Here is a 25,104-nt window from a genome sequence, read left to right as displayed (position 1 = left end):
ATGATTCTGTCTGTAATATGTGATGAATGTAATTTGATTTAACAGCATCAATGAATGGGGTGCCTATTACATGTTATAATGCAATTAAAGAGTGAAAATTTTCGCTGATTCTCGGAAACGATTCCTATATAGAAGGGGGTAAACTCGAATGGCGTACAGAAAAAAGGTGACGATTGAGGATGTTGCGAAGCAAGCTGGGGTCGGCATAGCCACCGTATCCAGGGCGCTTAATGATAGCGGGGGAATCAGCGCGAAGACCAAAGCGCGCATCATGCAGGTGATCGAAGAGATGGGCTTCGTTCCGAATACCTCGGCGCAGAGCCTGAAGATTCGCCAAACCCGCCAGATTGCGCTGGCGGTTCCCGATATCCGCAATGCGATCATTCCCGATATCGCATGGTCTGTAGAACAGGCGGCCAAGCAGCACGGGTACCGGGTAGTGCAGATTAATACGCTGGGCAATGCCCGGCTTGAGCTTGAAATATTGCGGGAGGTTAAGAAGCTGCATGTGGACGGTTTGGTCCTATTCCCGCTTGCTTACCCGAAGACGCTGGAGAACTTGATCAACCAGTGCGGAATCCCCGTATCTGTCATCAACTACGGGAAAAAGCTTAGCTCCGACCTGAAAGCGGACATCGTAGGACTGGCCCGTCAGGAAGGAAAGCTGGTGATGGAGCATTTGCTGCAGATCGGGAGGACAAGAATCGCTTATGCCGGCGCTCCCAAGGACAAGATCGAAGAGCGTTATCTGGCGTATGAGCAGTCATTGAGACAAGTGGATGCTTCTCTGGTGTTTTTTGGTGAAGATTTTTCGTTTGAAACGGGACGACAGGCGGCCGATTATTTCTATAGTCTGAAGCATATGCCGGATGCCATATACGCGGTGAATGATATGGTGGCGATCGGGATTGTGAACCGGTTCAAGGAGTTGGGGGTCCGGGTTCCTGAGGATGTGGCCGTCGCCGGAATCGACAACAATTTGTGGACGGCCGTCACCACACCGCAAATCACCTCGGTGTCGATTATGGGCAATGAGGTGGGACGTCTTGCCGCGGAGCTGCTGCTGAAACGCATCCAGTCCGCGCATCCCTTGGATTACGAACGGGTGGAATTCGAGCCGCGGTTGATCGTAAGAGAATCCAGTGTCAGCATGAACCAATATTCGCGGAAGGAGTCCTGAAACTTAGGCAAAAAAAGACTATGCAGGGTACATTGTCAACCGCAGCATAGTCTTGTTTGGCTTCAAACCAGCGGCTCCATTCTCCGGGCTATCATTTTGGTCATCGCGTGCTGATGCGGAATGCCCGACGAATTGCAATCGAAGACGACCTCGGTACTCTCGACGAGGAGCCAATCATGGTAATGTCCGAGCAGCTCGCCGGAATGCCAGGGATAGGCGTAGGGCTCTTTTTCGGGCGGTGGCGCGATGAAAGGCTTGTTTACGAAGACGTTAAAAACATGGAGTCCGTCGGGCCGGGTAAATTGTTTATAGTTTGCAAAAATTTCGTTTCGCAGCTCCGGTTTGATATAATGCAGCACTCCGCTGGAATATAAAATGTCAAAATGAGTGTCGAGCCGGAAATCCGAAATATCCGCTTTAAAAACATGGACCTGAACACCGGTTTGTTCGGCCAGGCTCTTCGTCTTCCCGATGCCTGCATCCGTAACGTCGAACGCGCTTACGTCATACCCGTTGCGGGCAAAGAAAACCGCATCCTTGCCCTCTCCGCAGCCGATATCCAGCAGTTTAAGCGGCCGGGTGGGCGGCATGATTTTTAATACCTCATAGCATGCTTTATTGGGCTCGGTCCCCCAGTAATAAGACTGCTTTTTCCGGTACTCCTCCTCATAAATCGTGATCGTGCTCTCCTGAGGCACATAGCCCAGAAGCTTGTCAACGCTGACCCGCAAATTTCTCGACAGCTCGGGCAGCAAGGCAAGGTCCGGCATCGTCTGGGCATTTTCCCATTTGGATACGGCCTGGAACGAGATGCCCAATCTTTGGGCCAGCTCTTCCTGCGTGAGCCCCCTCTCCTTCCGGTAGTAGCTTATGTTCCTAGCCAGCTTCTCTTTCATTATCGCTTCACGCTCCTTTTCTCTAGCCCATTTTAGGGGATAAAGAAGCGGCAGCACAATAACCTGGCATTTGAATTTTCCGCAGCTTTCAACCGGCGGTTGAGAACATGGTCCGAGTCTTTTTGTTTAAACGGGGATGACAGTGTCATGCTATAATTCGGATAGATTATATAGGAGGCGATGGGATGAAAAAAATAGCCGTATTTTGCGGATCGAGCTTCGGGGCAAAAGACGAATATAAGCAAGGAGCCATCGCTTTGGGCAGAGAACTGGCCACAAGGGGGCTTTCCCTGGTCTACGGCGGTTCAAGCGTTGGGCTGATGGGGGCGGTGGCCGATGCCGTTCTGGAAGAAGGCGGTGAAGTCATCGGGGTTCTTCCCGTGTTTTTGCAGGATCGGGAGATCGCCCATAAGAACCTGTCCGAGTTGATCATCGTCGATACGATGCATGAACGCAAAGGCAAAATGGCCGAGATCGCCGACGGCTTCATCGTCCTTCCCGGCGGTGCGGGAACGATGGACGAATTTTTCGAGATTTTCACCTGGGGCCAGTTGGGCCTCCACCGCAAGCCTTGCGGCCTGCTTAACCTCGGGGGGTACTACGATCTCCTGATCAAGCTCTTCAACCATATGACCGATGAACAGTTTATTCAGGAGAAATTCCGGTCCATGGTTTTATCCGACGTGACGCCGGGAGGTTTGCTGGATCAATTCGGGACCTATGAGCCTCCGGCCGTCAAAACCTTTTTAAAGTCGGAACGACAACTATGATAGGGCACAAAAATAGCGGGCCGCGGCCCGCTATTTTTTTCTTGCCCGCAATTCCTTCATGATCTTGCGGCCCGTCGGCGTCTGGGCCAACCCGCCCTGGGCCGTCTCCCGGTGGCGGCTCGGCATCGAAGAACCGACCTCGAGCATCACGTCGATCACCTCGTCGGAAGGAATGGCGCTCTTGACGCCGGCCAGAGCCATATCGGCGGCCGCCATCGCGTTGACCGCCCCGAAACCGTTGCGGACGATGCAGGGAATCTCCACCAAGCCGCCCACCGGGTCGCAGATCAGGCCGAGCGTGTTTTTCAGGGCCAGTCCCACCGCGTGCACCGCCTGTTCCGGACTGCCGCCGCGCAGCTCCACCATGGCCCCGGCCGCCATGCCGATGGCCGAGCCGATTTCCGCTTGGCAGCCGCCTTCCGCGCCGGAAATAAAGGAATTGTTGGCGATGACATAGCCGATGGCCCCGGCGCAGAACAGACCGCGCACCAGGTGCTCGTCAGGCCAGCCGAACCGTTCCTGCGCACTGACGAAGACGCCGGGAATAACGCCGCAGGAGCCCGCCGTCGGCGTCGCGACAATCCGGCCCATGGAAGCGTTGACCTCGGAAACGGCCAAGGCGTAGGCCATGGCCTGGCAGGCGATATCGCCGGCCGAAGGATCCGCGGTTTTGCGGTAGGCTTCCACGCGCTTCGCATCCCCGCCCGTCAATCCGCTCATGGAGGTGACTTCCTCGGTCAAGCCTTTATGAACGGCCGTTTTCATAATCTGATAATACTCCGTCATCACGGCCATGATTTCGGCTTCCGGCTGACCGCTCTCCTCGGCCTGATCCTCCAGCATAATTTGCGAAATCGTTTTGGATTCCGACCGACATACTTCGATGAGCTCCCTTAAATTCCGAAAACGCATCTTACCCGCTCCTTAAGTTAGGTTAAACTGCCTTTTTATTAAGTGAGATGTATAAGAGAAACCCGGCTGATATGGGGCAGAGCCGAGATTTCGCCAATCAGCGAATCCGGAATAACTTGATCCGCCTCCACGACCGTCAGGGCTTCGCCCGTTCTCCCCTTACGGTCCGTATTAATATACCCGATGTTCACATCTTCACGGCTGAAAAGTGCGGTAATTCCGGCCAACACGCCCTGCCGGTCCGCATGCTCGACGACCAGGGTCGGGAGCTCTCCCGAACACTTGGCTTCGAAACCGTTCATTTGCCGGATGGAAATCGTCCCCCCGCCGATGGAAGCCCCGGTCACTTCGCAGGTTTTTTCCCCTGCGGACAGCACGATTTTCACCGTATTCGGATGGAGTCCGGGAGCCGTTCCGGTGCTAAACTGCACCTGTATCCCCGAATCTTCCGCGATCTGCAGCGAGCGGCGAATCCGCTCGTCATCCGTGCGATAATCGAGGATTCCCCCGACGACGGCGAGGTCCGTGCCATGCCCCTTGTAGGTTTCCGCGAACGAGCCGTAAAAGCAGATTCGGGCTTCCTTGGGCGGTTCACCCAGCAGTTGACGGGCAAACCTCCCGATTCTTACCGCTCCGGCGGTATGGGAGCTCGAGGGACCGACCATGGCCGGTCCTATAATTGAAAATACATTTTTAAACCGCATCTTTTGATCCCTCCGGTATTGGTGATCCCTTTGTTAAGCTTACCCCGGAACTCGGCCCTTTGCTATGAATTTCTGAAAAAGGGACTGAATAAGGCCGGTCGTCTCGCGGCAAGGGCATGATTCAGGAAGACGAGAAGCGGCGGATGATCTCCTCAAATTCCGGCTCCTCCATGGAGACGTCATCGATCTCTCCCCAACCATCCAATTCCCGGATAATGTCCACCGTCCGGATTTCCCGGCGGTCCGCCTCCAGACGAACCGTATCGCCCTCGACACCGATGATCCGAACTCCCCCGGTTGAAGCGGAAACCTCGGAGCTTTCCGGGACTTGGAAAGGCCCCCGGAATTTCAGGGTCATCCGCGTCGGCAAGCCGATCGTTTCCCGCAGCGAGGGAATGGACCCGTCGTAGGTCAATGCTCCGTGATTGATGACCATCACGCGGCCGCACAACTGCTCAATATCATCCATATCGTGGGTGGTCAGGAGGATCGTCTTCCCGAAATCCCGATTCAGCACCCGCAAAAATTCCCGGATGCTTACTTTGGCATGGACGTCAAGTCCGATCGTCGGCTCGTCGAGAAACAGCAGCTCGGGATCATGCAGCAGGGCGGCGGCAATGTCCGCCCGCATCCGCTGACCGAGCGACAGCTTCCGGACGGGGGTATGCCAAAATTCGTGCAGGTCCAAGAGCTCGGCAAAGCCGCCGAGCCTTTGCCGTTTCTCCATGGCCGTTACTCCGTACATCTCGGCCAGGATGTCGTAGGAATCTTTAACCGGCAAGTCCCACCAAAGCTGGCTGCGCTGCCCGAACACCACCCCCAGCTGCCTGACCGCCTTCCGGCGTTCCCGGTGCGGATTATATCCGCCCACGGTGACTTCGCCGGAGGTCGGATGCAAAATGCCCGTAAGCATCTTGATAGTGGTCGACTTTCCGGCTCCGTTCGGACCGATATAGCCGACAAATTCTCCCCGTTCAACTTGAAAACTAATGCCCCGTACAGCTTCCTTTATCCGGTATTCCCTGGAGAACAACGTCCGCAGCCCGGAAAATCGCCCTTCCTTGACGACGGCCGTTTTAAACTCCTTATGCAAGTCTCTTGCCTCAATCATCGTTCCAAAACCTCCTTAGCTTCCCGTACTCTGATACTTGGTTATACCGAATCGCCAAAACAGCAAACTTCCTCCGAGGCACAAGGCCGCAACCCCGACTACTGCCGCAAGCGCCCAAACGCCAAGCTCGCCGCGGAGGATGTACAGGGACGGCACATAGTTTACGAATCCCACCGGAATCAGCACCAGCAGCACTGAGGACATCCACTTCGGGTACAGTGTCAGCGGATACTGCGCCGCCGTTCGCGCGGCATCCTCTGTAAGGTTCTGCAGTTCCTCGATCCGGGTTGTCCAAAATCCGATCGTGGCCGTAGCAAGGCCGATGGAGAACAAAATAACCGCACCCGTCAGAACGGTCATCAGAGTAAGCGGCACTGCGGTCCAGCCCACCTGCCCTGCCCTCATCATTCCTGCCAGCGACCAGCACAAAATAAACCCGCCCTGCAAAACCTCGCCGAGCATAATCCGGAAGTTTTGCGGCATCAACGCGAGAAGGACAGGGATAGGCCGGGTCAGGAGCTGATCGAAGTCGCCGCTGACGAGGTATTTCTCCAGATGGTGCACCTCGTCCGCAAATGTGCGGTATACCGTTTTGGATAGCGTGATGACCGCGAACAAGTATCCGACCTCATACAGCGACCAGCCCTGAATCGCTCCGAATTTATGCAGCACGATCGCGATCACCAGAAATTCGGAGATCTGGATCAGGGCCGCTAGCAAAGAGGCGAGGACGAAATTAAATTTATACTGCATCCGGCTGCGGATGCTGGTCCGGATCAGCAATCGGTACAATTTAAGCCAGTTCTCCGCCTTCATCCGCCCTGCACCTCCACTTTCCTGCGCAGCAGCCGGGTGGCCAGCAAACAAGTTGCAGTGAGCAAGCCGCACCATAGCAAGGTCCCCCAAAGCATCCTTGGGTCACCCATACCGAGATAGATCGTGGTCGGCGCATAAAGCAGATACGGGTAGGGCGACATCCAGGCGATCTGTTCAAGCCAGCGGGGCAGCCACTCGAGCGGAATAAAAAATCCCGCCAGCAGATTAATCAGGGCATGGTTCCCCCAGTACAGCCAGGAGGACTCGGTCGTCCACAGCGCGCTGACACCGATAAGGTAGTTGATGCAGATGGACAAGTATGCGGCTCCCAGCACACTAAGGACCGTATACAAATAAGTCACGCCTTGATCGGGAAGTTGAAGAGAGAAGACTAAAACGTACAGGAGATAGATCGGGATGGACTTATACACGAATTGATAGGCGATTTGGCCCCATTCCTTGGCCATCATATGGCTGAACAAATGAACGGGCCGCATCAAATCGAGCGAGATTTGGCCGGTTCTGACGGATTGGGGAATGCCGAGGCCGTTGGAGATAAAACTGGTGACCCAAAGGAGCGTCTGCGTAAAAGAGATGTAACTCACCATTCCTTCGGTTCCGTAATCTCCCAGGGGATGGTCCCTGCCGAGCCCGATCCAGATGCAGGCGTACATGAAGCCGAACATCGCGCTCGCGAGATTGTGCACCATATGTGCACTCCGGTACTGCAAATTGCGGGCATAGGCTTTGGAAGCCAATGTGAAATAAAGCATGAAGCACCTCCGATAAGCGTATTGGACGGCTCTTCCGTCCACTTCAGACAAGGCGATTTTTGTGAGAAGGATTCTATCATACCTTAATTTACCAAGGGAGACAATGCCTTTTTTCGGGAAAATAAATACGTATATAAAGAAAAGTGCGGGCTGCGCAGGAATCCCCTTTCCCGCAACCCGCAACTTGTTAATTTCTCTCTTATTAATTCCCTGCCGGTTGACCGGTCACATTTGTGCCCGATTTCGTAATTTTGTAGCTGACGATTTCCCCGCTCCAGTAGTGGAATTTCAGTTGGACTTCTCCATCTTTTACTTCCTTAAAGAAGTTGGACAGCAGTTGAATTTCCTTGGTGTCGTAGGACGGAGAGAACGCATATCCGAATTCCTTGTAGGACGTCCAGTCCTGCGGACCGGCATTTTTTCCGTCGGCGTATACGGCTTCCATCGTGGCTAACTGGTTGCCTTTGAAGTCGACAGGAACGGCAAATTTCTCGGTGGTTCCCGTCGCATTGCCGAGCACCGGTTTCTCGAAGACGATAACCTTGAATCTCCAATCCGGTCCCTGGTTAAACTTGGCGTTCAAGACGGCGTTCTGCCCCAGTTGGCCGGAGGCGATCAGCTTGGAGAGACGGGCAGCCTTGATCGTCAATTCCTCGCCGTTTAATGTGTAATCGGTGCCCTCAACGAGATGGTCGCCGCCGACCCATAGCCCTGTAAGCTTATTGCCGTTCAAGTTCAGCTTCACCTTGGCGTCCTGGACCGTACCGCCTTTTTTCAAGTGGACCAGATCCGTATCCGCCGTCGAGGCGCGCCCGTTTTTCCAGCCGGCTTTCATAATATTAAACAGCTCCGCATCATTCCATTGATGTGCCGTCCGGTTGAAATGCTGGCCGTTATCCCACAGCATATGCGTAATGTTCTTCTCTTTCAGATAGTGGGTCAAAATCTCAAAAAACTTCAGTTTCTCCCCCTGCTCGATCACTCCGGTGTGCTTATCGAAGCCGAGTAGGCCGTATTCGCCGAGAATGACCGGAATCCCTTTGGCCACCAGCGTATTGTGGACATTGTTGAACGTGGTGGTCAAATCGTTCAAGGTATCTTTCTCCAGCTTGTAGTAACCGGCAATGTTCACGCTGAACGGCCAGAACCCATAATAGTGGACCGTTGCGATGAGATTGGGATCATTCAGCTTGACGATCGTATTGTACAGCTCATTCAGGTCCTCCTGGGCCGGGGAAGTTTCCCGCGTAGGGATGACCAACGGGCGATCGGCGTTGTTCCCGCCGGAATTTCTGACGATCTTATGGAACGAGGTGATCAGCTCTTTCAGCATGGCATGCTGCTTCGCATGATCTGTCGTTCCCCCGTCCGTAAATCGGGGCTCGTTGATGGCTTCAAACATCAATTTATTGGAGTGGTTTTTGAACCGATCGGCAATTTGCGTCCAGACCGCCTGATACCGCGCCATCACTTCATCATGTTTTTTTTCCATATGGCTGACCCAGATCCACGAATCATGGTGGATATTGATCATGACATAGAGTTTGGCGTCCAGCGCCCAATCGACGACCTCTTCCACGCGATTCATGTAAGCGGGATCGATCGTATATCCCGGAGCTCCTCCGATATGCTGGTCCCAGGTTACCGGAATACGGATACTCTTATAGCCTTGGGCCGCAATTTGTTGAATCAGTTGTTTGGTTACGCGGGGATTGCCCCAGGATGTTTCGTCATTGCCCGTCGAGTCCAGCGTATTACCCAGATTCCAGCCCGGCTGCATATTTTCCACGTAGGCCTGTATGCCGGTTTTTGCGGCAGGCTTGGAAGCCTTTTCGTTTTTGGGGTCCGCCGATGCCGTTGCCGAGAAGGCCGTCACCAGCATCACAGCAGCCAACGCCAGCGACAGAAATGGTCGGTAATGCCTTTTTTTCATCTTCAAAATCCCTCCTGTGAATTATCGAAATTTTGAAAGCGTTTCCATTTAATACCCTACCATATTTCGCTTGCGCAAAAATACCGTAATAATTTTAAATAAAATCATATATAAATTGTATGTTTTCCTTTTGTCATTTTTTTCAATACTTCCTATGTTCACCGGCTAATTTCCCATGATAGAGTTAAAAGCAGGAGCAGTTCCTAATCTAACGGGACAGGACTGATTTTGTGAAAAATAACACAAAAACCATTGTTATCCTTGGCGGATACGGGATTACGGGATATATGATCGCCCGGCTGCTGGTGCAGCGCACCTCGGCTCAACTCATTCTGGCAGGCCGGAATGAGGCCAAGGCAAAGGAGGCTGCCGCCGAACTTAACGCCCGATCCGGCAGCGGCAGGGTCGAAGGGCAATATGCCGACGCGGCGCAGACCTCAACCCTAATCAAGGTGTTCGCAAGGGCGGATCTCGTCGTGGTCGCCTCAAGCACATCCCAGTATACCCGGGAAATCGCCGCCGCCGCCCTGGAAACCGCGACGGATTATCTGGATATACAGTACTCCTCTCATAAATTGGACGTTTTGAAAAGCCTGGAGTCGGCCGTCCTTCAGGCGGGCCGCTGCTTCATTACGGACGGCGGCTTTCACCCCGGCTTGGCCGCCGTACTTGTTCACCAGGCGGCCGACAGCCTGGATCATCTGGAGACCGCCGAGGTAGGCAGCGTCATCCGCATCGATTGGCCGGCCCTGAATCCGACGCGGGCCACCATTTTGGAGCTGGTTGACGAGCTCAAAGATTTTAACGCGGCCTATTTCTCCGATGGGCGCTGGAAAAAAGGCGGCATGCGGAAAATGGATTTCGGCCACCCCTTCGGTGTTAACCGGTGTACGGCCATGATGCTGGAGGAAATGCGCGAGCTTCCCGTCCGCTACCCGGGCCTGAAGGAGACGGGCTTTTATGTCGGAGGCTTTAACGGCTTTGTCGATTGGGTAGTCATTCCCTTGGGGATGATCGCCTTCCGGCTTTTCCCCCGCCACGCCTCGCAATGGATCGGCAAATGGATGCATTGGGGGCTGCTGCGATTCAGCAAGCCGCCTTACGGGACGGTGATCAAATTGGAGGCCAAAGGAGTCAAGAACGGCCGCCCCGCCGCCTTCACCGGATCGCTCGATCATGAGGACGGCTATCAGCTTACGGCGATCCCCGTCGCCGCCTGTCTTTTGCAATACCTGGACGGTTCTATCCGGAGGCCCGGCTTGCATTTCCAGGCTAATCTGGTTCAGGTCGGCCGGTTGATCGAAGATATGCGTTTGATGGGAGTTACCGTCTCGTTTTCCGGGGATTAGCCCATACCTCCCGCCGAAATAAGTGCCTTTTGGCCCGCTGTTATATTCCGATTTGGTTCCGCGCAAATCATAGGTCGTAAAGAGCATTATAGCCCGGGGTGGACCCCGAAATCAGGGTTGACTCTCTTTTTCCCAAGAGTAAGAAGTAAGACCCTAGATTGAACTGTTGATTTGCCTATTGGACAGCGATGTGAAGGGGCTTTTCACAGGCTTGGCTTACAGCTTGGTTTGGTTCAAATTAAAGGGAATTCTTCCCGTTAATTGGTGCCTACGGGGCTGCAAAGGCAATTTAGCTGGAAAAACTCCCGTTAATCCGCCTGAAATTAGGTTTATCGACAATTGGGCCGCGAAATAGCTGGAACTTTTCCAGCTAAATCCGATCCTAGAGCCAAGAACGGTGCATTAACGGGAGGTTTTCCCGTTAGTGTGCAGACTCCGACGGTGGTGGCGCTTTATATCTACACTTGTGATGTTGGCAACGTATCTCCCAAACCATCTATCTCCCTCTTTGGCGAATCCGATTTGTCCGATTCTGTCCTGCCAGTGTTTTTCCCCGCCAAATTGGGTATAAAAGTAAGGAAATGCAATCACACTACCGGGAGACTAGCCGAAGGGGGATTTCCCTTATGAAACTGACCCAAGAGCAGCGGATTCAGCTCCACGAGTTCAACAATCTCACCAAATCGCTGAGCTTTAATATGTACGACATCTGTTACACGAGAACCAAAGAAGAGCGTGAGGCGTATATCGCATATATTGATGAGCAGTACAATTCGGACCGGCTGACGAAAATATTGACGACGGTCGCCGAGATTATCGGCGCGCATGTCCTCAATGTGGCTAAGCAGGACTATGTGCCTCAAGGAGCCAGCGTAACCGTGCTCGTCTCCGAGGGACCGGTCGTTGAGATCCCGAACGAATCGTACGAGGAATCGCCCGGACCTTTGCCGGATAATGTGGTCATTCAGTTGGACAAAAGCCATATCACCGTTCATACGTACCCGGAATATGACCCGAATGAAGGGATCAGTACCTTTCGGGCCGATATCGATGTTTCCACCTGCGGGGAGATTTCACCGCTGAAGGCGCTCAATTATCTGATCCACTCGTTCGACACCGACATCATGACGATCGACTACCGTGTCAGAGGCTTCACCCGGGACATTAACGGACAGAAACTATTTATCGACCATGAGATCAGTTCCATTCAAAACTACATCCCGGACGAAGTGTTGGAAGAGTATCATATGATTGATGTCAATGTCTATCAGGAGCATATCTTTCACACGAAATGCAAACTGCGCGAATTCGATTTGAACAACTATCTGTTCGGCTACACCAAGGATCAGCTCAGTTTGCGGGAGCAGGATGAAATCACGGAGCGTCTGAAGATCGAGATGGATGAAATATTTTACGGTAAAAACATCACATGACCGGCCCTGGGCCGGTCATGTTTTAGTTGGAACAGCCTATATGTACTATTCCTGAAGCGCCGCCTTCAGCGCCGCCAGATTTGAACGCATTATGCCGATATAATCCAAATTGCCGGCTTTATCCTCGTCCGTCAGTCCTTCGATCGGATTCAACACCGCGGTCTTCGCGCCAATCTCTTGCGCGATCGTCTCCGCAACCTTGGAAGAAACGATCGTTTCGAATAAGATCGTTTTCACTTTATGCTCTTTTGCGAAAGCTACGATTTCGGCCATCCGGGACGCAGACGGCTCCTGGTCCGGCGAAAGCCCGGCGATCGGGACCTGGGTCAAGCCATATGCCTTGGCCAAATAACCGAAGGCTGCGTGCTGGGTAATAAAATCCTTGCGTTTGGCATCGGCAAGACCGTCCTTAAACTCCTGATCCAGTTGCTCCAGCTTGGCGATATAGGCGTCCGCGTTTTTCTTGAATTGTTCCTTATGTTCCGGAGCGGCCTCCGACAGCCCGGCCTCAATATTGCGGACTTCCCGGATCGCCAACACGGGGGACAGCCAAACGTGAGGATCAAGGCCTCCATGGTCGTGTTCATGACTGTGCTCATGGCCCTCTTCCTGATGGGCTTCGCCTTCCGCATGTTCATGATCTTCATGGGAATGCGCCTCGGCTTCGCCTTCATGCTCATGCCCGGCTTCCTCCCCATGCTCGTGGGCGTGCTCCCCTTCGTCCTGCCCATGGCTGTGGCCTTCCGAGCTCTCCAGGACATCGATGCCGTGACTCGCTTCGATCTTGACCAGCTTATCGTTGTTTACGGCACCAAGCACCTGGTCGATCCAGCTTTCCATGCCGGCGCCATTGTAGACCAGCGCGTCCGCTTCCTCAATCTTCTTCATGTCCGAGGGCGCGGGCTCCCAGTCATGCGGCTCCACGCCCGCCGGTACGAGCAGCTCGACTTCCGCCAGGCCGCCGGCAACTTGTTTGGCAAACTCATACATCGGGTAGAAGCTGGCTTGCACTTTCAGCTTCTCCCGGACCTCCGGCGCGGAAGCAGCCGTATCCCGCGCTTCCGGCGCGGCCTGATCGGCGCCTCCCGCCCCTCCTTTGGCTCCGCAGGCCGAAATCACCAGCATTAAACTAAACAGCAGGGCGGACCATGCGAGTTTTTTCATCTTCATGAGGCATTCTCCTTTGCTTTATTTTCTGAGTAGAACTGCTCCGGGTTGAGCGGATGTCTGCGTTTTTTCGCATAGACGACTCCCTTTTTCACGGCGATCCCCGCCACTAAAAACAAAAGTAAAATCAGGGCAATCGTCCCTCCGGGCGGTGTATCCGTATAATAGGAAGCCGTCAGCCCGCTAAAAATACCGGCAAGCCCGGTTCCGACCGCAATGACCATCGCGGAGGCAAAGCCGCCGGAGATGCGCAGCGCCAGGGAGGCCGGCAGCACCATCAGCGAAGAGACGAGCAGAACGCCGACAATCGGCATCGCTGCGGCCACCGTCATCCCGGTCAAAACCGCGAAGGAAAAGGATAAAGCCTTCACTCGGGTTCCCGCGATCCGGGCCGTTTCCTCGTCAAAGGTCAGGTTGTAAAGCGGCCTTCTTAATACCGCAAAATAAATGAGACCCGCCGCCGCAATCCCGCCGATGACCCAGAGCTGCAGCGGGCTGACGGCCACGATGGAGCCGAACAAATAAGAAGTGAAGCTTTTGTTCAAGCTTGTTTGCAGACTCATCAGCACGATCGCCAAGGCAAGGCCGGAAGTCATAATAATAGCGACCGGAACCTCGCTATATGACCGATAGGTGCGGCGCAGATATTCCACGGCGATCCCCCCGGTGACAGCGGCCGCGAACCCGGAAAGCAGCGGGTCCATGGAAACCAGCGAGCCCAAGGCCACTCCGGCCAGCGAGACGTGCGACAGCGTGTCGGCCATCAGCGCCTGCCGCCGAAGCATCAAGTAGACGCCCAGCATCGGCGCGATTATTCCGAGAAAAGCGCCGGCCCAAAACGCGCGCCGCATGAACTCGTAGTCAAACATGTCCAGTCCTCGCTTTCCTGTTGCTCCAATGAGATGATCCGGTCCAGAAAGGGCTGGGCCTCCTCCAGCCCATGCGTCACCATGATGACCGTGATGCCATGCTCGGAGACATAATGCCGCATGAGCCGGTAAAACCCGATCCTGCTCTCCCGGTCCATCCCGGTCGCAGGCTCATCCAAAATCAGCACATTCGGCTCCCCGGCCAGTGCCCGGGCGAGGCAAATCCGCTGCTTCTGTCCTCCCGACAGTTCGCCGATTCTCCGGTGGCGGTATTCCCACATCCCCACCTGCTTAAGGCAGCGCTCGACCAGCGCCTCGTGCTCCGGTCCAAACCGCTTGAACAGGCCCAGCCGGGAATAACACCCCGATTTGACCAGTTCCAGCACCGTGCTGGGGAATCCGCTATTAAAGGAAGCGACCTGCTGCGGGACGTAACCGATCCTCAGCCCGTCTTGCCCCAGAGCCTCTTCACGGATGACCACCTCTCCCCGCCAAGGTTTAAGCAGGCCGAGCATCAGTTTCAGCAGGGTCGTTTTGGCGGCCCCGTTCGGGCCGGTAATGCCCACGAATTCCCCCGCATGAATTTCCAGGGAAATTCCGTTTAAAACAGGGGCGTCGCCATAACCGAACACCACATCCCGTACGGAAGATAGAATCATCTCAAGTCAAACCTTTCTTATCTGGTTTCTCTATGAATGGTGTATTTCTTCAGTCTTGGTGAGTATTTGCGCAATTCCAGGCGTTCCGGATGTGTTTTTTTATTCTTGGTTGTCGTATAGTTCCGGTCGCCGCATTCGGTACAAGCCAGGGTTACCACGACCCGCATGCTGTCCACCTCCTTCATCTCTTGATTTCGCCCGTCATGTTCTTACCGGATGCCCGCGTAATCCTCCGCGGAAATCCACGGCAGCGGATTATGAAACTCCGACCACTCCAGCTCCATCTCCTCTGGCGTCAGCAAGCACCGGTCGAGCTCCGCTTCAAGATGGCTTCGATCCATGTCCATACCGATCATGACGATTTCATTCAGGCGGTCTCCCCAAACCGGATCCCATTTGCGCCAGACCTCCGGCTCTTCCCGAAATACCGCCTGACGGTCCTCTTCCGGCAAAGACGCCACCCACTGCCCGGCCGGTCCGAACTGAATGGAGGGTCCGGCCTGGCTTAAACTGGCGGCCAAATCCTGACCGGTGGCCAGCCATACCAGGCCTTTAGCCCGCACGACTTCCGTCGGCCATTCGGCCATAAAGCCGAAGAGCCGTTCGGGATGAAACGGCAGCTTCCGCCGGTAAACGAAGGAACTGATCCCGTACTCCTCCGTTTCCGGGGTATGCTCCTCTTTCTCCAGCTCCTTGATCCAGCCGGCGGACAAGCTCGCTTGTTCAAAATCGAACAATCCGGTATTCAAAATCTCGCCCGGGTCCACCGCCCCGTGAGCGGCGCGGATCAGCTTGGCGGTCGGCTGCAGCTTGCGGAGCACCCCTTCCAGCTCGTTCAGTTCTTCTTCATCCACCAGATCGCACTTATTCAGAATCAGGACATCGCAAGTTTCTATTTGGTCAATCAACAAATCGACGACATCCCGGGTATCCTCTTCCCCCGCAGCCTGCCCCCGATCCAGCAAAGTTTCCCCGGAGGAGAAATCATGCCAGAACCGGTAAGCATCCACCACGGTAACCATGCAGTCCAGTTTCGCCACGGCGGTCAGATCAATCCCCGTCTCCGGATCCGCGTATGTAAAGGTCTGCGCAATCGGGACCGGCTCACTGATCCCGGTGGATTCGATCAATATATAATCGAACCTTCCTTCGGCCGCCAAGCGCTGAACCTCCTGAAGCAAATCATCCCGGAGCGTACAGCAGATGCAGCCGTTGGAAAGTTCGACCAACTTCTCCTCGGTCCGCGATAAGTTCGCCCCGTTTTGGATCAAACCCGCATCGATATTGATCTCGCTCATGTCATTGACGATGACGGCCACCTTCATCCCGCCGCGGTGATTCAAAATATGGTTGAGCAGCGTCGTTTTTCCCGAACCCAAATAGCCGCAAAGCACAGTAACCGGAATCGTTTTGCTATCTCTCAAAAGAACAACTCCTTTGTTGTTTATTCGTAATTATTACGATTAACAAACACTACTATAATACCGCCCTCCCGGTTTGTCAACGACCGCTTCCCGAAAAATCGGGTATCCGCTCTATTTATTTTTGTAAATTTTTCGGTTTTTCGTTCTTAAGTGCCTTCTCCTTAAATAGTAATGATTATGATTAACTGTCCAAAAGAGGGGATATCCAATGATCAACAAGCCCGCGCCGCTCCGTCTGCTTCCGGTTCTGATTCCGGCCGCGTTTACCTTGGCCTGTCTGACCGTTATTTTGCCTCAACTGCTGCCTTCCCTTGATCTGTCCTTTCTGCAAACGTTTCGGACAAGCTTCCTCGGGATTCTCCTGGAAGCCCTGCCGTTCGTGCTGTTAGGGTCGCTGTTGTCCTCGCTGCTCCACCTCTTCGTCACCGAAGAGGCGCTGGACAAGTGGATTCCCAAAAATCCCGCGGCCGGTATTCTCGCCGCCTGCGTCCTGGGGCTCGTCTTTCCGATCTGCGAATGCGGCATGATTCCGCTGATCCGCAGGCTTATTCAAAAAGGAATGCCCGTCTACATCGCCATCGTCTTTATTCTATCGGGACCGATCATTAATCCCGTCGTTTACGGCGCGACTTACATGGCTTTCCGTCTATATCCCGAAATGGTGTATGCGCGGATGGGACTGGCCTTCCTGGTGTCCGCTTCCATCGGATTCATGATTTATGCCACATGGAAGAGCTCTCCGCTCAAGCTCACCCGAAATACGATGACCCCCGTGTCCGGCGGAGGAACGGAGGTTGCGGACCGGCCTCGCGGAAGTAAATGGGCGGCCGTCTTTGTCCATACCTCCGATGAATTTTTCGATATGGGCAAATACTTGCTCGTCGGCTGCCTGATTACGGCCGGCATCCAGTCGTTCGTCGCCAAGGAAAGCCTGACGAATATCGGAAGCGGTCCGGTCAGCTCCTATATGTTCATGATGGGCTTCGCCTACCTGCTGTCCCTCTGCTCCACCTCCGACGCTTTCGTGGCGCAGACGTTTCTTACGACTTTCTCGTCCGGATCTTTGCTCGCCTTTCTCGTCTTCGGGCCGATGCTGGACTTTAAAAACACGCTGATGCTGCTTTCCGTCTTCAAAACGAAATTCGTCCTGTACTTAGCCTTTCTAATCTTTGCGGTCGTCTTTATCGGCGCCGTCGCCGTGGATGCTTTCTATTTCACATAAAAGGAGGACCCCGCCTTGAAATCCGATGCTGCCGCCGCCAAACGTCACTACCTCCTCCGTGCACTCATCCTGTTGGGCTTCGCCCTGTATATTTCTCACCTTGCCGCCTCGGGGAAGCTGCAGTTTTATGTCGCGCCCGAGATGCGCCTTTGGCTCCGCTTGAGCGTCATCCCGCTGGTCCTCGTCGCCGTGACGCTGGTGTATCATGCCTTTTTCGCCAAAGGAAACGGCGCAGTGTGCGAATGCGGCTCGGATCATACCGTCACCGGTTCCGGATTCAAGCATGCGTTGGCCTATGCCTTGTTCCTGACCCCGCTCCTGCTGGGTCTGGTCCTTCCCGACCAGGCGCTGGACGGTGCGGCCGCTTCCCGGAAAGGGATGATCCTTGGCTCGCCGGTGCTCAGCCGGGAACAGCTCGACGGCAAGTTCAAGGCGCCGGACAAATACAACGAGGAGTTCGCAGAACTCGCCAAGCGGCTTTACGTTCAGGACGTCATTGAGGTCAAGCCGGAGATTTTTTCGGAGATGATCGGGGCGATTGAGCTTTTTAAAGAGGACTTCCGGGGCAAAAAAATCAAGCTGAGCGGCTTCGTCTATCAGAAGAAAGAGGCGCCGGAGCGGACGGAATTCGTGTTGAGCCGCTTCCTGGTGCAGTGCTGCACGGCGGATGCTTATCCGTTCGGCGTTCCGGTCATTTCTCGAGAACCGCTGCCATCATTGCAAAATGACGCCTGGATCGAGGTCGAGGGTACCCTGCGGACCGGGGCGCATAAAGGAAAAGAAATCATCACGATCTCCGCGGAACGCGTCACCGAGATCCCCCGTCCTGATTCGCCTTATGTGTTCCTGAACAGCAACGCGGTCATGGAGTACCTTCAGAGTTTGGATCCTCCCCTTTGACCGGCTCTCGGCCGGTGCCATCTTCCCTATGAAGCTGGTCAGGCGGATAAGGGCCCTATGCGGCGGACGGCCAGGGAAACCGCGGGAACCCCGCCGCGCGGATAAACAAATAAACACAGGGCTGGCGATTCGCAGTTGTGACATTGCGAATCACCAGCCCTGTGCAAGGGTTTGCGGTCTATTTTTTATTCTGGCTCAAAATAAGCTCCGTCAAAATATCAACCTGTTTCTCCAGGTTCAGACCATCCACCATCCAGAATTCTTTCATATCCAGCATATAGACATGATTGTTCTTCACGGCCGGGAGGTTCTTCCAGACCGCACCGTTCATGATTTCCTTGGCGCGCTCCGCCCCGCCGTCAGGCTCGTAAACCGTCACAAACATGTGATCGGCCGCATAGTCGGACAAGACCTCCAGGGAAATATCGATCCCCTGTCCCGAGAAGGCTTCAGTTTCAATTTTCGGCAGCGGCTTAAGCCCGAACATTTCATACAGGTTATATCCGGCGTCTCTCGTCTTAGGCCATACCCAGAAGTTTTTCGCCCAGATGGAATACGTTCCGATCTTCTCGTCCAGACCGATCACTTCCTGGATTTTCTTCCTGGCCTCTTCCGCTTTCTGCTTGTAACGGGTAATGAATTCCTCCGCTTCCTTCTGCTTGCCGAGCAATTCGCCCAGCGTTTTTACTTCCTCCAACGGGTCGATCCCTTCCCAACCGGTCGTGGCGAGCGTAACCACCGGAGCGATCTTTTTCAACTGCTCCACATTGTCCGCCGGCAAATAGGACGGCACGATAATGAGATCCGGATTGAGCTCCAGCACCTTCTCCATGGAGACGTCCCCGACATTCGCCACACCTTCGAGTTCATCCTTCAAAAGAATGGAGTTCTCCAGCGCTACAGATCCGGCGCCGACCGGTTTAACGCCGAGCGCGGCCAAATCGCCCAAGTGCGTGATGGATACGATCCGCTGCGGATTCGTCGGAACCGTCACATCCCCTTTCAGATCTTTGAACACTTTGGTTTCCGCCTGTTCGGTATTCCCGCCAGAAGCTTGATTGCCCCCGGCCTGGCTATTTTGTTCCGCCGATGTATTTCCGCCCCCTCCGCCGTTTTGGCTTCCGCAAGCGGCAAGAACGATCGAGACCAGAAGAATCGCTGTCAAAGACAACAAACTGGACTTTCTAAAACGCATATCGTTGACCCTCCATCATCATTGATAATGATTATCATTTTCTGAATCACATCATATCTCATGACAGTAGGAATTGTCCACAAAAAAGTAACCCTGTCACTGTTGCTGACAGGGTTACTTTTATAGTTCAATATTATGGACGCTCAATAGTAATGAAGCCTTCGCTATCGACAGTCACCGTGGCTCCGAGCGATTCCGCGATAAAGCGCAGCGGCACGTAGGTCGTTCCATCGCTGTCCACAAACGCCGGCTGGCCCAAATTCACGGTCTGGCCGTTCACCGTAGCTTGCTTCGCGCCTATCTTCACGATAATTTGCCCGCCCGTAATATCGTCCGTAATGACGATTTGATTCGCGCCGCTGTTCCATTTTACCTGGGCATCAAATTGCTCGGACAAATAGCGGAGCGGAATGAACGAAGTGTTGTTCTTGGAAGTTACGCCGTAGTAATCATTGTACGGGTCAACAAAAATCAGTTTGTTCGTGATCTTCATCTCATTCTTCAAAAGTTTGTAAACTTCCGAATTGCTGTCAAAGTTACGCAGAAGCTGTCCCGGCGTCACTGTTCCTTCCATGACATCGAGCACCCCGGCGGCTGTATTTACCGGTTCGGCGTTCACCGTTCCCCCGATATTCCACAATTCGCTGTCCATCCGCAGCTTCACGGCCTGAATCGGCAGATCCTCGGCAGCCGGCAGAGCGATGGTCAACTCCGCATTCTCCTTGCGGATGTTTAGCTTGCTGTCAAAATAAATGCCCAGCTTCAGAACGGTGTCCTTGCCGAAAACGGTCGAGAGCTCCGGCGTCTCCGCCAAAAGATCCTTCAGGTCCTTGTCGTAATCAGCCAGCAATTTGTTCAATTCCTCCTGAAACGCAGCCGATAGCGCGGCCACGGTCGCTTCCTTGGATTCCGGCAGGAAACCGCTGGCTCCCAAATCGCCGCCCATTTCGGTCAACATTGGATAAATCACGTCGTAGGCTTTCCCGATGAGATCCTTGATGCCCTGCTCATCCTTCGCGAGGCTGGTCAGGAAAGGCTTGATCAGACCGATCAGCTCATCCCCGCGGATTTCCACCTGCAGATGCGTTAAATCCACAGCTTCTCCGTTCACCGTTTCCCGGGCATTTTTTACGGAAATTTGGCTTGGGTTCGGCAAATGCTTTAGGAAAAACTCGGCAGCCTTTTCGGAAAGCTGCTGCATTTGTCCACGGTACGCCGTCATGTCCGGCATTCCATCCATCGCCGGGTCGAGCCCTATGTATATTGGCTGTTTGGCGCCTTCAACCTGGATCGCCATGCCTTTATCGTCCATGGACAGATGGAACGGCAGCTTCTTGTCCTGGTAGCCTACGGCCCCTTTTATCGAAACATGGTTCATATCCTGAACTTTCGCACTGTCTAAGGTAAGTTTAATGGAATTGATAAGATCGATAACCTTCCGGTCCTCGGCGGAAATCGTCCCGTTGACCGGAACCAATTCAACCGACATGGACTGTTTGGATTCGCTGGATGTGACCTTCACACTTTGGAGCAGCGCCTTGTTGATATCAAATCCGGCTACGGCCTGGCAACCCGCAAGAACGACCAAGATCAACGCTAGAGGGAGCGCCAGCCACTTTATTTTGTTTCTTTTCATTAAAATTTTCACCTTCCTTCCTAGTTATCCTTCCATTATCATCCACGGGGTTAGGCTTGTAAATAGAGAAAAAAAGCTTTTTTTCATACTGATCCCAAATTTTACCCCAACCCCTCGCGGACCCGCAGTGTGGTATAATGGTCCTCGGGGCCACGCCCCGTAACCATTGGAGAAAGTCCATGCCTCAAAGCATGGGAGAGGTTCGCGAACTCCCTCTATAAAAAACTAATGGCGCCCTGTTTTTGATGTACAGCCAGGGTTTGTTTTTTTTGCGGCGAAAGTTCAAGAACTCTCTTTCTTTGGATCCGGAAAGGCCTAGCCTGGCCACGGGTTAAATCTATGAAGAATGAGAGGTTTTTTTATGCTCAAAAATGAAAAAGCACTTGTCGTGTTCAGCGGAGGTCAAGACAGTACGACCTGCCTGTTTTGGGCGCTGAAGGAGTTCCGTGAGGTTGAAGCGGTCACCTTCGATTACGGCCAGCGGCACCGCCTTGAGATCGAATGTGCCAAGGAGATTGCCGAAGAGCTCGGGGTGAAATGGACGCGGCTCGACATGAGCCTGCTGGGCCAGTTGACCCAAAACGCGCTTACCCGAGGCGACATCCCGATTTCCCACGAGGAAGGGGAACTGCCCAGCACTTTTGTGGAGGGCCGGAACCACTTGTTCCTCAGCTTTGCCGCCGTGCTCGCCAAAGGCATCGGCGCCCGCCATCTGGTGACCGGCGTGTGCGAGACCGATTTCAGCGGATACCCGGACTGCCGCGATGCCTTCATAAAGTCGCTGAATGTCACCTTGAATCTGGCGATGGACCATGCTTTTGTCATTCATACTCCGCTTATGTGGATCGATAAAGCCGAAACGTGGAGGCTTGCCGATGACCTCGAGGCGTTTGACTTTGTCCGCGAGCGCACATTGACCTGCTACAACGGCATCCTGGGCAACGGATGCGGACAATGCCCCGCCTGCAAGCTGAGAAGAGCCGGCATGGAAACGTATCTGGAAAGACGGAACGCGGCCCGAAGCGCTATAGCGGCGGAAGCCGCGCCACCGGTCCGGAAGGAGGATTCCCGATGAGCCGGATGCCCGGAGAATTCCGCATTGTCGACAAGCTGCAGGCGCTGGGCCGGGACATTGACGAAAGCCAGCTCCGCTATCACCGGCGCCGCGTGCTTGTCAGCAAAGAATTTACGTTTGACGCGGCCCATCATTTGCATGCCTATGAGGGGAAATGCAAAAATCTGCACGGCCACACGTACAAAGTCGTCTTCGGCCTCAGCGCCATCCCCGACAAGCGGGGGATCTCTATCGATTTCGGCACGATCAAGCAGATCTGGAAGGCGGAAATCGAAGGCTTCCTGGATCACCGCTACTTGAACGAGACGCTGCCACCGATGAACACGACGGCCGAAAATATGGTCGTATGGCTTTACGAAAAGATGGAGGCGGCCTTAAACTCGGAGCGCTACCGCGATGCTGCAGCGGAAGCACGGACCGAGTTCGTTCGGCTGTACGAAACGCCGAACAGCTATGCCGAAGCGAGACGGGAGTGGATGGGCGATGAATAACGCGGAACGCGCCTCATCGCCGCCGATCCCCGTCCTCGAAATCTTCGGCCCGACCGTTCAGGGCGAAGGCATGGTCATCGGCCAGAAGACCATGTTCGTCCGGACGGCGGGCTGCGATTACCGCTGCGCGTGGTGCGACTCCGCCTTTACCTGGGACGGCAGCGCCAATGCGCATATCCGCCGGCTGACCCCGGCGGATATCCTCGGCGAGCTGCGCGCGCTCGGCGGCCGCCGCTTCTCGCACGTCACGCTGTCGGGCGGCAATCCCGCCCTCCTGCCGCAGCTTGCCGGCCTGGTGTCCCTGCTCCGCCGCGAAGGCTTCGCCGTGGCGGTCGAGACCCAGGGCTCCCGCTGGCAGGATTGGCTGGCCGAGATCGACCAGGTGACGATCTCGCCGAAACCGCCCAGCTCGGGCATGGACACCGACTGGGCGGCACTGGACGACATCGTCACGAGGCTCGCGGCCCGTCCGGCCCCCTTGGCGGTGAGCCTCAAAGTCGTCGTCTTTGACGATGTCGACCTGGCTTACGCCAAGCGGGTGCATACCCGCTACCCGGGCGTGGCGATGTATTTGCAGGTCGGCAATCCGGACGTGCGGCGGATGGACACCCTGGCGCATGCGGCGGATTTGCTGGACCGCTACGAGCGGCTGATCGACCGGGTGATGGACTCGGCCGACCTGAACGAGGTGCGGGTCCTGCCCCAGCTCCACGCGCTGGTGTGGGGCAACAAGCGGGGGGTCTGAGGCCCCGCTCGGGAATTGCAGTTTCTTTGGCTGGCTGGTTCAAATAACGGGATTTTGTCCCGCTAATTTGGCGCGATACGGCTGGAGAAACGAATTAACTGGAAAACATCCAGCTAATTTGCCCGAAATTGCGTTGATCGGCGATTGAGCGCCGAAATAGATGGAACTTTTCCAGCTAAATCGAATCCAAGGGCCAAGAACGGAATTTTAACGGGAGAAAATCCAGCTATTCCAGCTATTCCAGCCATAGCTATTTCGATTTCCAGCGTCAGCAACTCAGCAGACACTAATTTTCCCACCTAAGGAGGCTTTTCAATGTCAGGAAGACAGCCCGAAGACATGCAGCATGTAACCCTGCTTGGCAATCAAGGGGTCAAATACCCCGTCACATACGCGCCCGAAGTGTTGGAAAGCTTCGATAACAAGCATCCGTACCGGGATTACTTCGTCAAATTTAACTGCCCGGAATTTACGAGCCTCTGTCCGATCACAGGACAGCCGGATTTCGCCACCATTTATATCAGCTACATGCCGGACATCAAAATGGTGGAGAGCAAATCACTGAAGCTTTATTTGTTCAGTTTTCGAAATCATGGGGATTTTCACGAGGATTGCGTTAATATTATCATGAACGATCTGATCCGGCTGATGGACCCCAAATATATCGAAGTATGGGGTAAATTCACGCCGCGCGGCGGCATCTCCATCGATCCTTTCTGCAATTACGGCCGCCCCGGCACCAAATACGAGACCATAGCGGAGCACCGGCTGCTGAATCACGACATGTATCCCGAAAAAGTGGATAACCGCTAGGCGGCCTCCGGATCAGAAGGAAGGAGTTTTGCATGAAGCCGACTATTTTTGTAGCCCGTCACATTCCGGATGAGGCGAAAGCCTATCTGAAAGAACATTGCCTCGTGGACAAATGGGAAGGTGGCGGCCCGATTCCGCGGGAACGCTTGCTCGAACGCCTGGGAGAAGCGGAAGGTCTCTTGACCTCCAGCGTGGAAATCAACGCCGAACTGCTTGCCCACGCTCCCCGTTTGCGGGCCGTGAGCACCATAAGCGTCGGATACAACAACTTTGATTTGGCGGCGATGAAGGCTAGAGGCATCATCGGCATGAACACGCCGGAAGTGCTGGACGAAACGGTCGCCGACCTGATCATGGGCCTGATCCTGTCGACGGCCCGCCGGATTCCCGAACTGGACCGGTATGTCAAAGAAGGCCGATGGCGGCGGGGCGACGACGAGGTTCTGTTCGGCCTGGACGTCCACCATAAAAAGCTGGGCATCGTCGGCATGGGCGGAATTGGCGAAGCGGTGGCCCGGCGCGGCAAATTCGGTTTCGGCATGAGCGTGCTCTACCACAACCGGCACCGGAAACCGGAAGCGGAGGCCGCCCTTGATGCCGTTTATCTCTCCCTGCCCGAACTGCTGCGGGAAGCGGATTTTGTCGTGCTTATGACTCCGTTGACGCCCGAAACCAAAGGGCTGATTGGGGCGGCGGAATTTGCCCTGATGAAGAAAACGGCGATTTTCATCAATGCTTCCCGCGGCGCCGCCGTGGACGAGTCCGCTCTCTTCGAGGCGCTGAACAGCGGGCGGATTTATGGAGCCGGCCTGGACGTGTTTGAGCATGAGCCGGTTGCGGCGGACCATCCGCTCCTTTCGATGCCGAATGTGGTGACTTTGCCTCATATCGGCTCCGCGACGGAGAGTACGCGAAACCAGATGGCGATGGTCGCCGCCCAAAACCTGGTCCTCGCGCTGAAAGGGCAAACGCCCCCGAACATAGTCAAGGAACTGAAGTAGACGCTTCGGCTATCATAAAAAAATCCTCCG

Annotated in this window: 26 protein-coding genes and 1 riboswitch; of the genes, 11 read left to right on the top strand and 15 right to left on the bottom strand. The window is 54.6% G+C overall.

Annotation, left to right across the window (positions count from 1 at the left end; translation table 11 throughout):
* Positions 1–148: 148 nt before the first annotated feature.
* A complete protein-coding gene (locus V4U88_RS13470; protein ID WP_334073766.1) occupies positions 149–1,180 on the top strand; it encodes a LacI family DNA-binding transcriptional regulator in 1,032 nt (343 codons plus the stop codon).
* A gap of 62 nt (positions 1,181–1,242) precedes the next feature.
* On the opposite strand, the gene V4U88_RS13465 is transcribed toward V4U88_RS13470, so the two are convergent.
* The gene (locus tag V4U88_RS13465; protein WP_334073765.1) at positions 1,243–2,076 is read right to left on the bottom strand and encodes a helix-turn-helix domain-containing protein; all 834 of its coding nucleotides are present in this window, start codon (positions 2,074–2,076) and stop codon (positions 1,243–1,245) included.
* A 185-nt stretch (positions 2,077–2,261) separates the two neighbouring features.
* Here V4U88_RS13465 and V4U88_RS13460 point away from each other — a divergent pair, with 185 nt between their 5' ends.
* Positions 2,262–2,846, top strand: a complete 585-nt coding sequence (locus V4U88_RS13460) for a TIGR00730 family Rossman fold protein (protein WP_334073764.1) — start codon at positions 2,262–2,264, stop codon at positions 2,844–2,846.
* A gap of 30 nt (positions 2,847–2,876) precedes the next feature.
* On the opposite strand, the gene sdaAA is transcribed toward V4U88_RS13460, so the two are convergent.
* From sdaAA to V4U88_RS13430, 6 genes are all read right to left on the bottom strand, one after another.
* Complete coding sequence (gene sdaAA / locus V4U88_RS13455) at positions 2,877–3,758, bottom strand: L-serine ammonia-lyase, iron-sulfur-dependent, subunit alpha (protein WP_334073763.1); 882 nt, start codon at positions 3,756–3,758, stop codon at positions 2,877–2,879.
* Between the two features lie 38 nt (positions 3,759–3,796).
* Entirely contained in the window at positions 3,797–4,462 is a 666-nt protein-coding gene (gene sdaAB / locus V4U88_RS13450; protein ID WP_334073762.1) for an L-serine ammonia-lyase, iron-sulfur-dependent subunit beta, read from the bottom strand.
* A gap of 121 nt (positions 4,463–4,583) precedes the next feature.
* Positions 4,584–5,573, bottom strand: a complete 990-nt coding sequence (locus tag V4U88_RS13445; RefSeq protein WP_334073761.1) for an ABC transporter ATP-binding protein — start codon at positions 5,571–5,573, stop codon at positions 4,584–4,586.
* A 15-nt stretch (positions 5,574–5,588) separates the two neighbouring features.
* Positions 5,589–6,389: an ABC transporter permease gene (locus V4U88_RS13440; protein WP_334073760.1), complete on the bottom strand. Its 801-nt coding sequence runs from the start codon at positions 6,387–6,389 to the stop codon at positions 5,589–5,591.
* A complete protein-coding gene (locus V4U88_RS13435) occupies positions 6,386–7,162 on the bottom strand; it encodes an ABC transporter permease (protein WP_334073759.1) in 777 nt (258 codons plus the stop codon). The genes V4U88_RS13440 and V4U88_RS13435 overlap by 4 nt, the downstream gene beginning before the upstream one ends.
* A 202-nt stretch (positions 7,163–7,364) precedes the next feature.
* Positions 7,365–9,095 (bottom strand): cellulase family glycosylhydrolase, encoded by a 1,731-nt coding sequence (locus V4U88_RS13430; protein ID WP_334073758.1) that lies wholly within the window; start codon positions 9,093–9,095, stop codon positions 7,365–7,367.
* A gap of 230 nt (positions 9,096–9,325) precedes the next feature.
* On the opposite strand from V4U88_RS13430, the gene V4U88_RS13425 reads away from it, so the two are divergent.
* Together V4U88_RS13425 and speD are read left to right on the top strand one after the other, a co-directional pair.
* Positions 9,326–10,444: a saccharopine dehydrogenase family protein gene (locus tag V4U88_RS13425; protein ID WP_334073757.1), complete on the top strand. Its 1,119-nt coding sequence runs from the start codon at positions 9,326–9,328 to the stop codon at positions 10,442–10,444.
* A gap of 626 nt (positions 10,445–11,070) precedes the next feature.
* Complete coding sequence (speD, locus tag V4U88_RS13420; protein WP_334073756.1) at positions 11,071–11,877, top strand: adenosylmethionine decarboxylase; 807 nt, start codon at positions 11,071–11,073, stop codon at positions 11,875–11,877.
* Positions 11,878–11,922: 45 nt separating this feature from the next.
* On the opposite strand, the gene V4U88_RS13415 is transcribed toward speD, so the two are convergent.
* The 5 genes from V4U88_RS13415 to V4U88_RS13395 are packed head-to-tail and all read right to left on the bottom strand — an operon-like array spanning position 11,923 to position 15,996.
* Positions 11,923–13,047 carry a metal ABC transporter substrate-binding protein gene (locus V4U88_RS13415; protein ID WP_334073755.1) on the bottom strand — a complete coding sequence of 375 codons (1,125 nt, stop codon included), beginning with the start codon at positions 13,045–13,047 and terminating at the stop codon, positions 11,923–11,925.
* The gene (locus tag V4U88_RS13410) at positions 13,044–13,919 is read right to left on the bottom strand and encodes a metal ABC transporter permease (protein WP_334073977.1); all 876 of its coding nucleotides are present in this window, start codon (positions 13,917–13,919) and stop codon (positions 13,044–13,046) included. Before V4U88_RS13410 ends, V4U88_RS13415 begins: the two co-directional genes overlap by 4 nt.
* A complete protein-coding gene (locus V4U88_RS13405; RefSeq protein WP_334073754.1) occupies positions 13,856–14,572 on the bottom strand; it encodes a metal ABC transporter ATP-binding protein in 717 nt (238 codons plus the stop codon). The genes V4U88_RS13410 and V4U88_RS13405 overlap by 64 nt, the downstream gene beginning before the upstream one ends.
* Positions 14,573–14,589: 17 nt before the next feature.
* Positions 14,590–14,739 (bottom strand): 50S ribosomal protein L33, encoded by a 150-nt coding sequence (gene rpmG, locus V4U88_RS13400; RefSeq protein WP_148450702.1) that lies wholly within the window; start codon positions 14,737–14,739, stop codon positions 14,590–14,592.
* A 42-nt stretch (positions 14,740–14,781) separates the two neighbouring features.
* The gene (locus V4U88_RS13395) at positions 14,782–15,996 is read right to left on the bottom strand and encodes a GTP-binding protein (RefSeq protein WP_334073753.1); all 1,215 of its coding nucleotides are present in this window, start codon (positions 15,994–15,996) and stop codon (positions 14,782–14,784) included.
* A gap of 208 nt (positions 15,997–16,204) precedes the next feature.
* Here V4U88_RS13395 and V4U88_RS13390 point away from each other — a divergent pair, with 208 nt between their 5' ends.
* Both V4U88_RS13390 and V4U88_RS13385 read left to right on the top strand, forming a co-directional pair.
* Complete coding sequence (locus tag V4U88_RS13390; RefSeq protein WP_334073752.1) at positions 16,205–17,218, top strand: permease; 1,014 nt, start codon at positions 16,205–16,207, stop codon at positions 17,216–17,218.
* A 15-nt stretch (positions 17,219–17,233) separates the two neighbouring features.
* Entirely contained in the window at positions 17,234–18,118 is an 885-nt protein-coding gene (locus V4U88_RS13385) for a TIGR03943 family putative permease subunit (protein WP_334073751.1), read from the top strand.
* Positions 18,119–18,296: 178 nt separating this feature from the next.
* Here V4U88_RS13385 and V4U88_RS13380 read toward each other — a convergent pair whose 3' ends face one another.
* Entirely contained in the window at positions 18,297–19,313 is a 1,017-nt protein-coding gene (locus tag V4U88_RS13380; RefSeq protein WP_334073750.1) for an ABC transporter substrate-binding protein, read from the bottom strand.
* A 133-nt stretch (positions 19,314–19,446) separates the two neighbouring features.
* On the bottom strand, positions 19,447–20,949 hold the full coding sequence (locus V4U88_RS13375; RefSeq protein WP_334073749.1) for a copper amine oxidase N-terminal domain-containing protein: 1,503 nt from the start codon (positions 20,947–20,949) through the stop codon (positions 19,447–19,449).
* A gap of 191 nt (positions 20,950–21,140) precedes the next feature.
* A riboswitch (PreQ1 riboswitch) is annotated at positions 21,141–21,184 on the top strand.
* 126 nt (positions 21,185–21,310) lie between these two features.
* Here V4U88_RS13375 and queC point away from each other — a divergent pair.
* The 3 genes from queC to queE are packed head-to-tail and all read left to right on the top strand — an operon-like array spanning position 21,311 to position 23,260.
* Positions 21,311–22,024, top strand: coding sequence for a 7-cyano-7-deazaguanine synthase QueC (gene queC / locus V4U88_RS13370; RefSeq protein WP_334073748.1), 714 nt, complete (start codon positions 21,311–21,313; stop codon positions 22,022–22,024).
* Positions 22,021–22,515, top strand: coding sequence for a 6-carboxytetrahydropterin synthase QueD (queD, locus tag V4U88_RS13365; RefSeq protein ID WP_334073747.1), 495 nt, complete (start codon positions 22,021–22,023; stop codon positions 22,513–22,515). The genes queC and queD overlap by 4 nt, the downstream gene beginning before the upstream one ends.
* Positions 22,508–23,260 (top strand): 7-carboxy-7-deazaguanine synthase QueE, encoded by a 753-nt coding sequence (queE, locus tag V4U88_RS13360; RefSeq protein WP_334073746.1) that lies wholly within the window; start codon positions 22,508–22,510, stop codon positions 23,258–23,260. The genes queD and queE overlap by 8 nt, the downstream gene beginning before the upstream one ends.
* Before the next feature lie 113 nt (positions 23,261–23,373).
* Here the strand turns inward: queE and V4U88_RS13355 are convergent, their stop codons facing one another.
* Entirely contained in the window at positions 23,374–23,547 is a 174-nt protein-coding gene (locus V4U88_RS13355) for a hypothetical protein (protein WP_334073745.1), read from the bottom strand.
* 28 nt (positions 23,548–23,575) lie between these two features.
* Between V4U88_RS13355 and queF the strand changes: the two genes are divergently transcribed.
* Both queF and V4U88_RS13345 read left to right on the top strand, forming a co-directional pair.
* Positions 23,576–24,073 (top strand): preQ(1) synthase, encoded by a 498-nt coding sequence (queF, locus tag V4U88_RS13350; protein WP_334073744.1) that lies wholly within the window; start codon positions 23,576–23,578, stop codon positions 24,071–24,073.
* Between the two features lie 32 nt (positions 24,074–24,105).
* Positions 24,106–25,074, top strand: coding sequence for a 2-hydroxyacid dehydrogenase (locus V4U88_RS13345; RefSeq protein ID WP_334073743.1), 969 nt, complete (start codon positions 24,106–24,108; stop codon positions 25,072–25,074).
* The last annotated feature ends 30 nt before the right edge of the window (positions 25,075–25,104 follow it).

The organism is Paenibacillus sp. A14, from assembly GCF_036864815.1.
Taxonomy (GTDB): domain Bacteria; phylum Bacillota; class Bacilli; order Paenibacillales; family Paenibacillaceae; genus Fontibacillus; species Fontibacillus sanfengchensis.
This window is presented reverse-complemented; position numbering and strand designations above follow the sequence as displayed.

Excerpts from the sequence above, each read along its gene's own strand:
- V4U88_RS13445 (WP_334073761.1), bottom strand. The coding sequence starts at position 5,573 with ATGATTGAGGCAAGAGACTTGCATAAGGAGTTTAAAACGGCCGTCGTC.
- V4U88_RS13405 (WP_334073754.1), bottom strand. The coding sequence starts at position 14,572 with ATGATTCTATCTTCCGTACGGGATGTGGTGTTCGGTTATGGCGACGCC.
- queD (WP_334073747.1), top strand. The coding sequence starts at position 22,021 with ATGAGCCGGATGCCCGGAGAATTCCGCATTGTCGACAAGCTGCAGGCG.
- V4U88_RS13430 (WP_334073758.1), bottom strand. The coding sequence starts at position 9,095 with ATGAAAAAAAGGCATTACCGACCATTTCTGTCGCTGGCGTTGGCTGCT.
- sdaAB (WP_334073762.1), bottom strand. The coding sequence starts at position 4,462 with ATGCGGTTTAAAAATGTATTTTCAATTATAGGACCGGCCATGGTCGGT.
- speD (WP_334073756.1), top strand. The coding sequence starts at position 11,071 with ATGAAACTGACCCAAGAGCAGCGGATTCAGCTCCACGAGTTCAACAAT.
- V4U88_RS13460 (WP_334073764.1), top strand. The coding sequence starts at position 2,262 with ATGAAAAAAATAGCCGTATTTTGCGGATCGAGCTTCGGGGCAAAAGAC.
- queE (WP_334073746.1), top strand. The coding sequence starts at position 22,508 with ATGAATAACGCGGAACGCGCCTCATCGCCGCCGATCCCCGTCCTCGAA.
- V4U88_RS13435 (WP_334073759.1), bottom strand. The coding sequence starts at position 7,162 with ATGCTTTATTTCACATTGGCTTCCAAAGCCTATGCCCGCAATTTGCAG.
- V4U88_RS13440 (WP_334073760.1), bottom strand. The coding sequence starts at position 6,389 with ATGAAGGCGGAGAACTGGCTTAAATTGTACCGATTGCTGATCCGGACC.
- V4U88_RS13345 (WP_334073743.1), top strand. The coding sequence starts at position 24,106 with ATGAAGCCGACTATTTTTGTAGCCCGTCACATTCCGGATGAGGCGAAA.
- V4U88_RS13390 (WP_334073752.1), top strand. The coding sequence starts at position 16,205 with ATGATCAACAAGCCCGCGCCGCTCCGTCTGCTTCCGGTTCTGATTCCG.
- V4U88_RS13470 (WP_334073766.1), top strand. The coding sequence starts at position 149 with ATGGCGTACAGAAAAAAGGTGACGATTGAGGATGTTGCGAAGCAAGCT.
- V4U88_RS13380 (WP_334073750.1), bottom strand. The coding sequence starts at position 19,313 with ATGCGTTTTAGAAAGTCCAGTTTGTTGTCTTTGACAGCGATTCTTCTG.
- queC (WP_334073748.1), top strand. The coding sequence starts at position 21,311 with ATGCTCAAAAATGAAAAAGCACTTGTCGTGTTCAGCGGAGGTCAAGAC.
- V4U88_RS13415 (WP_334073755.1), bottom strand. The coding sequence starts at position 13,047 with ATGAAGATGAAAAAACTCGCATGGTCCGCCCTGCTGTTTAGTTTAATG.
- queF (WP_334073744.1), top strand. The coding sequence starts at position 23,576 with ATGTCAGGAAGACAGCCCGAAGACATGCAGCATGTAACCCTGCTTGGC.
- rpmG (WP_148450702.1), bottom strand. The coding sequence starts at position 14,739 with ATGCGGGTCGTGGTAACCCTGGCTTGTACCGAATGCGGCGACCGGAAC.
- V4U88_RS13465 (WP_334073765.1), bottom strand. The coding sequence starts at position 2,076 with ATGAAAGAGAAGCTGGCTAGGAACATAAGCTACTACCGGAAGGAGAGG.
- V4U88_RS13375 (WP_334073749.1), bottom strand. The coding sequence starts at position 20,949 with ATGAAAAGAAACAAAATAAAGTGGCTGGCGCTCCCTCTAGCGTTGATC.
- sdaAA (WP_334073763.1), bottom strand. The coding sequence starts at position 3,758 with ATGCGTTTTCGGAATTTAAGGGAGCTCATCGAAGTATGTCGGTCGGAA.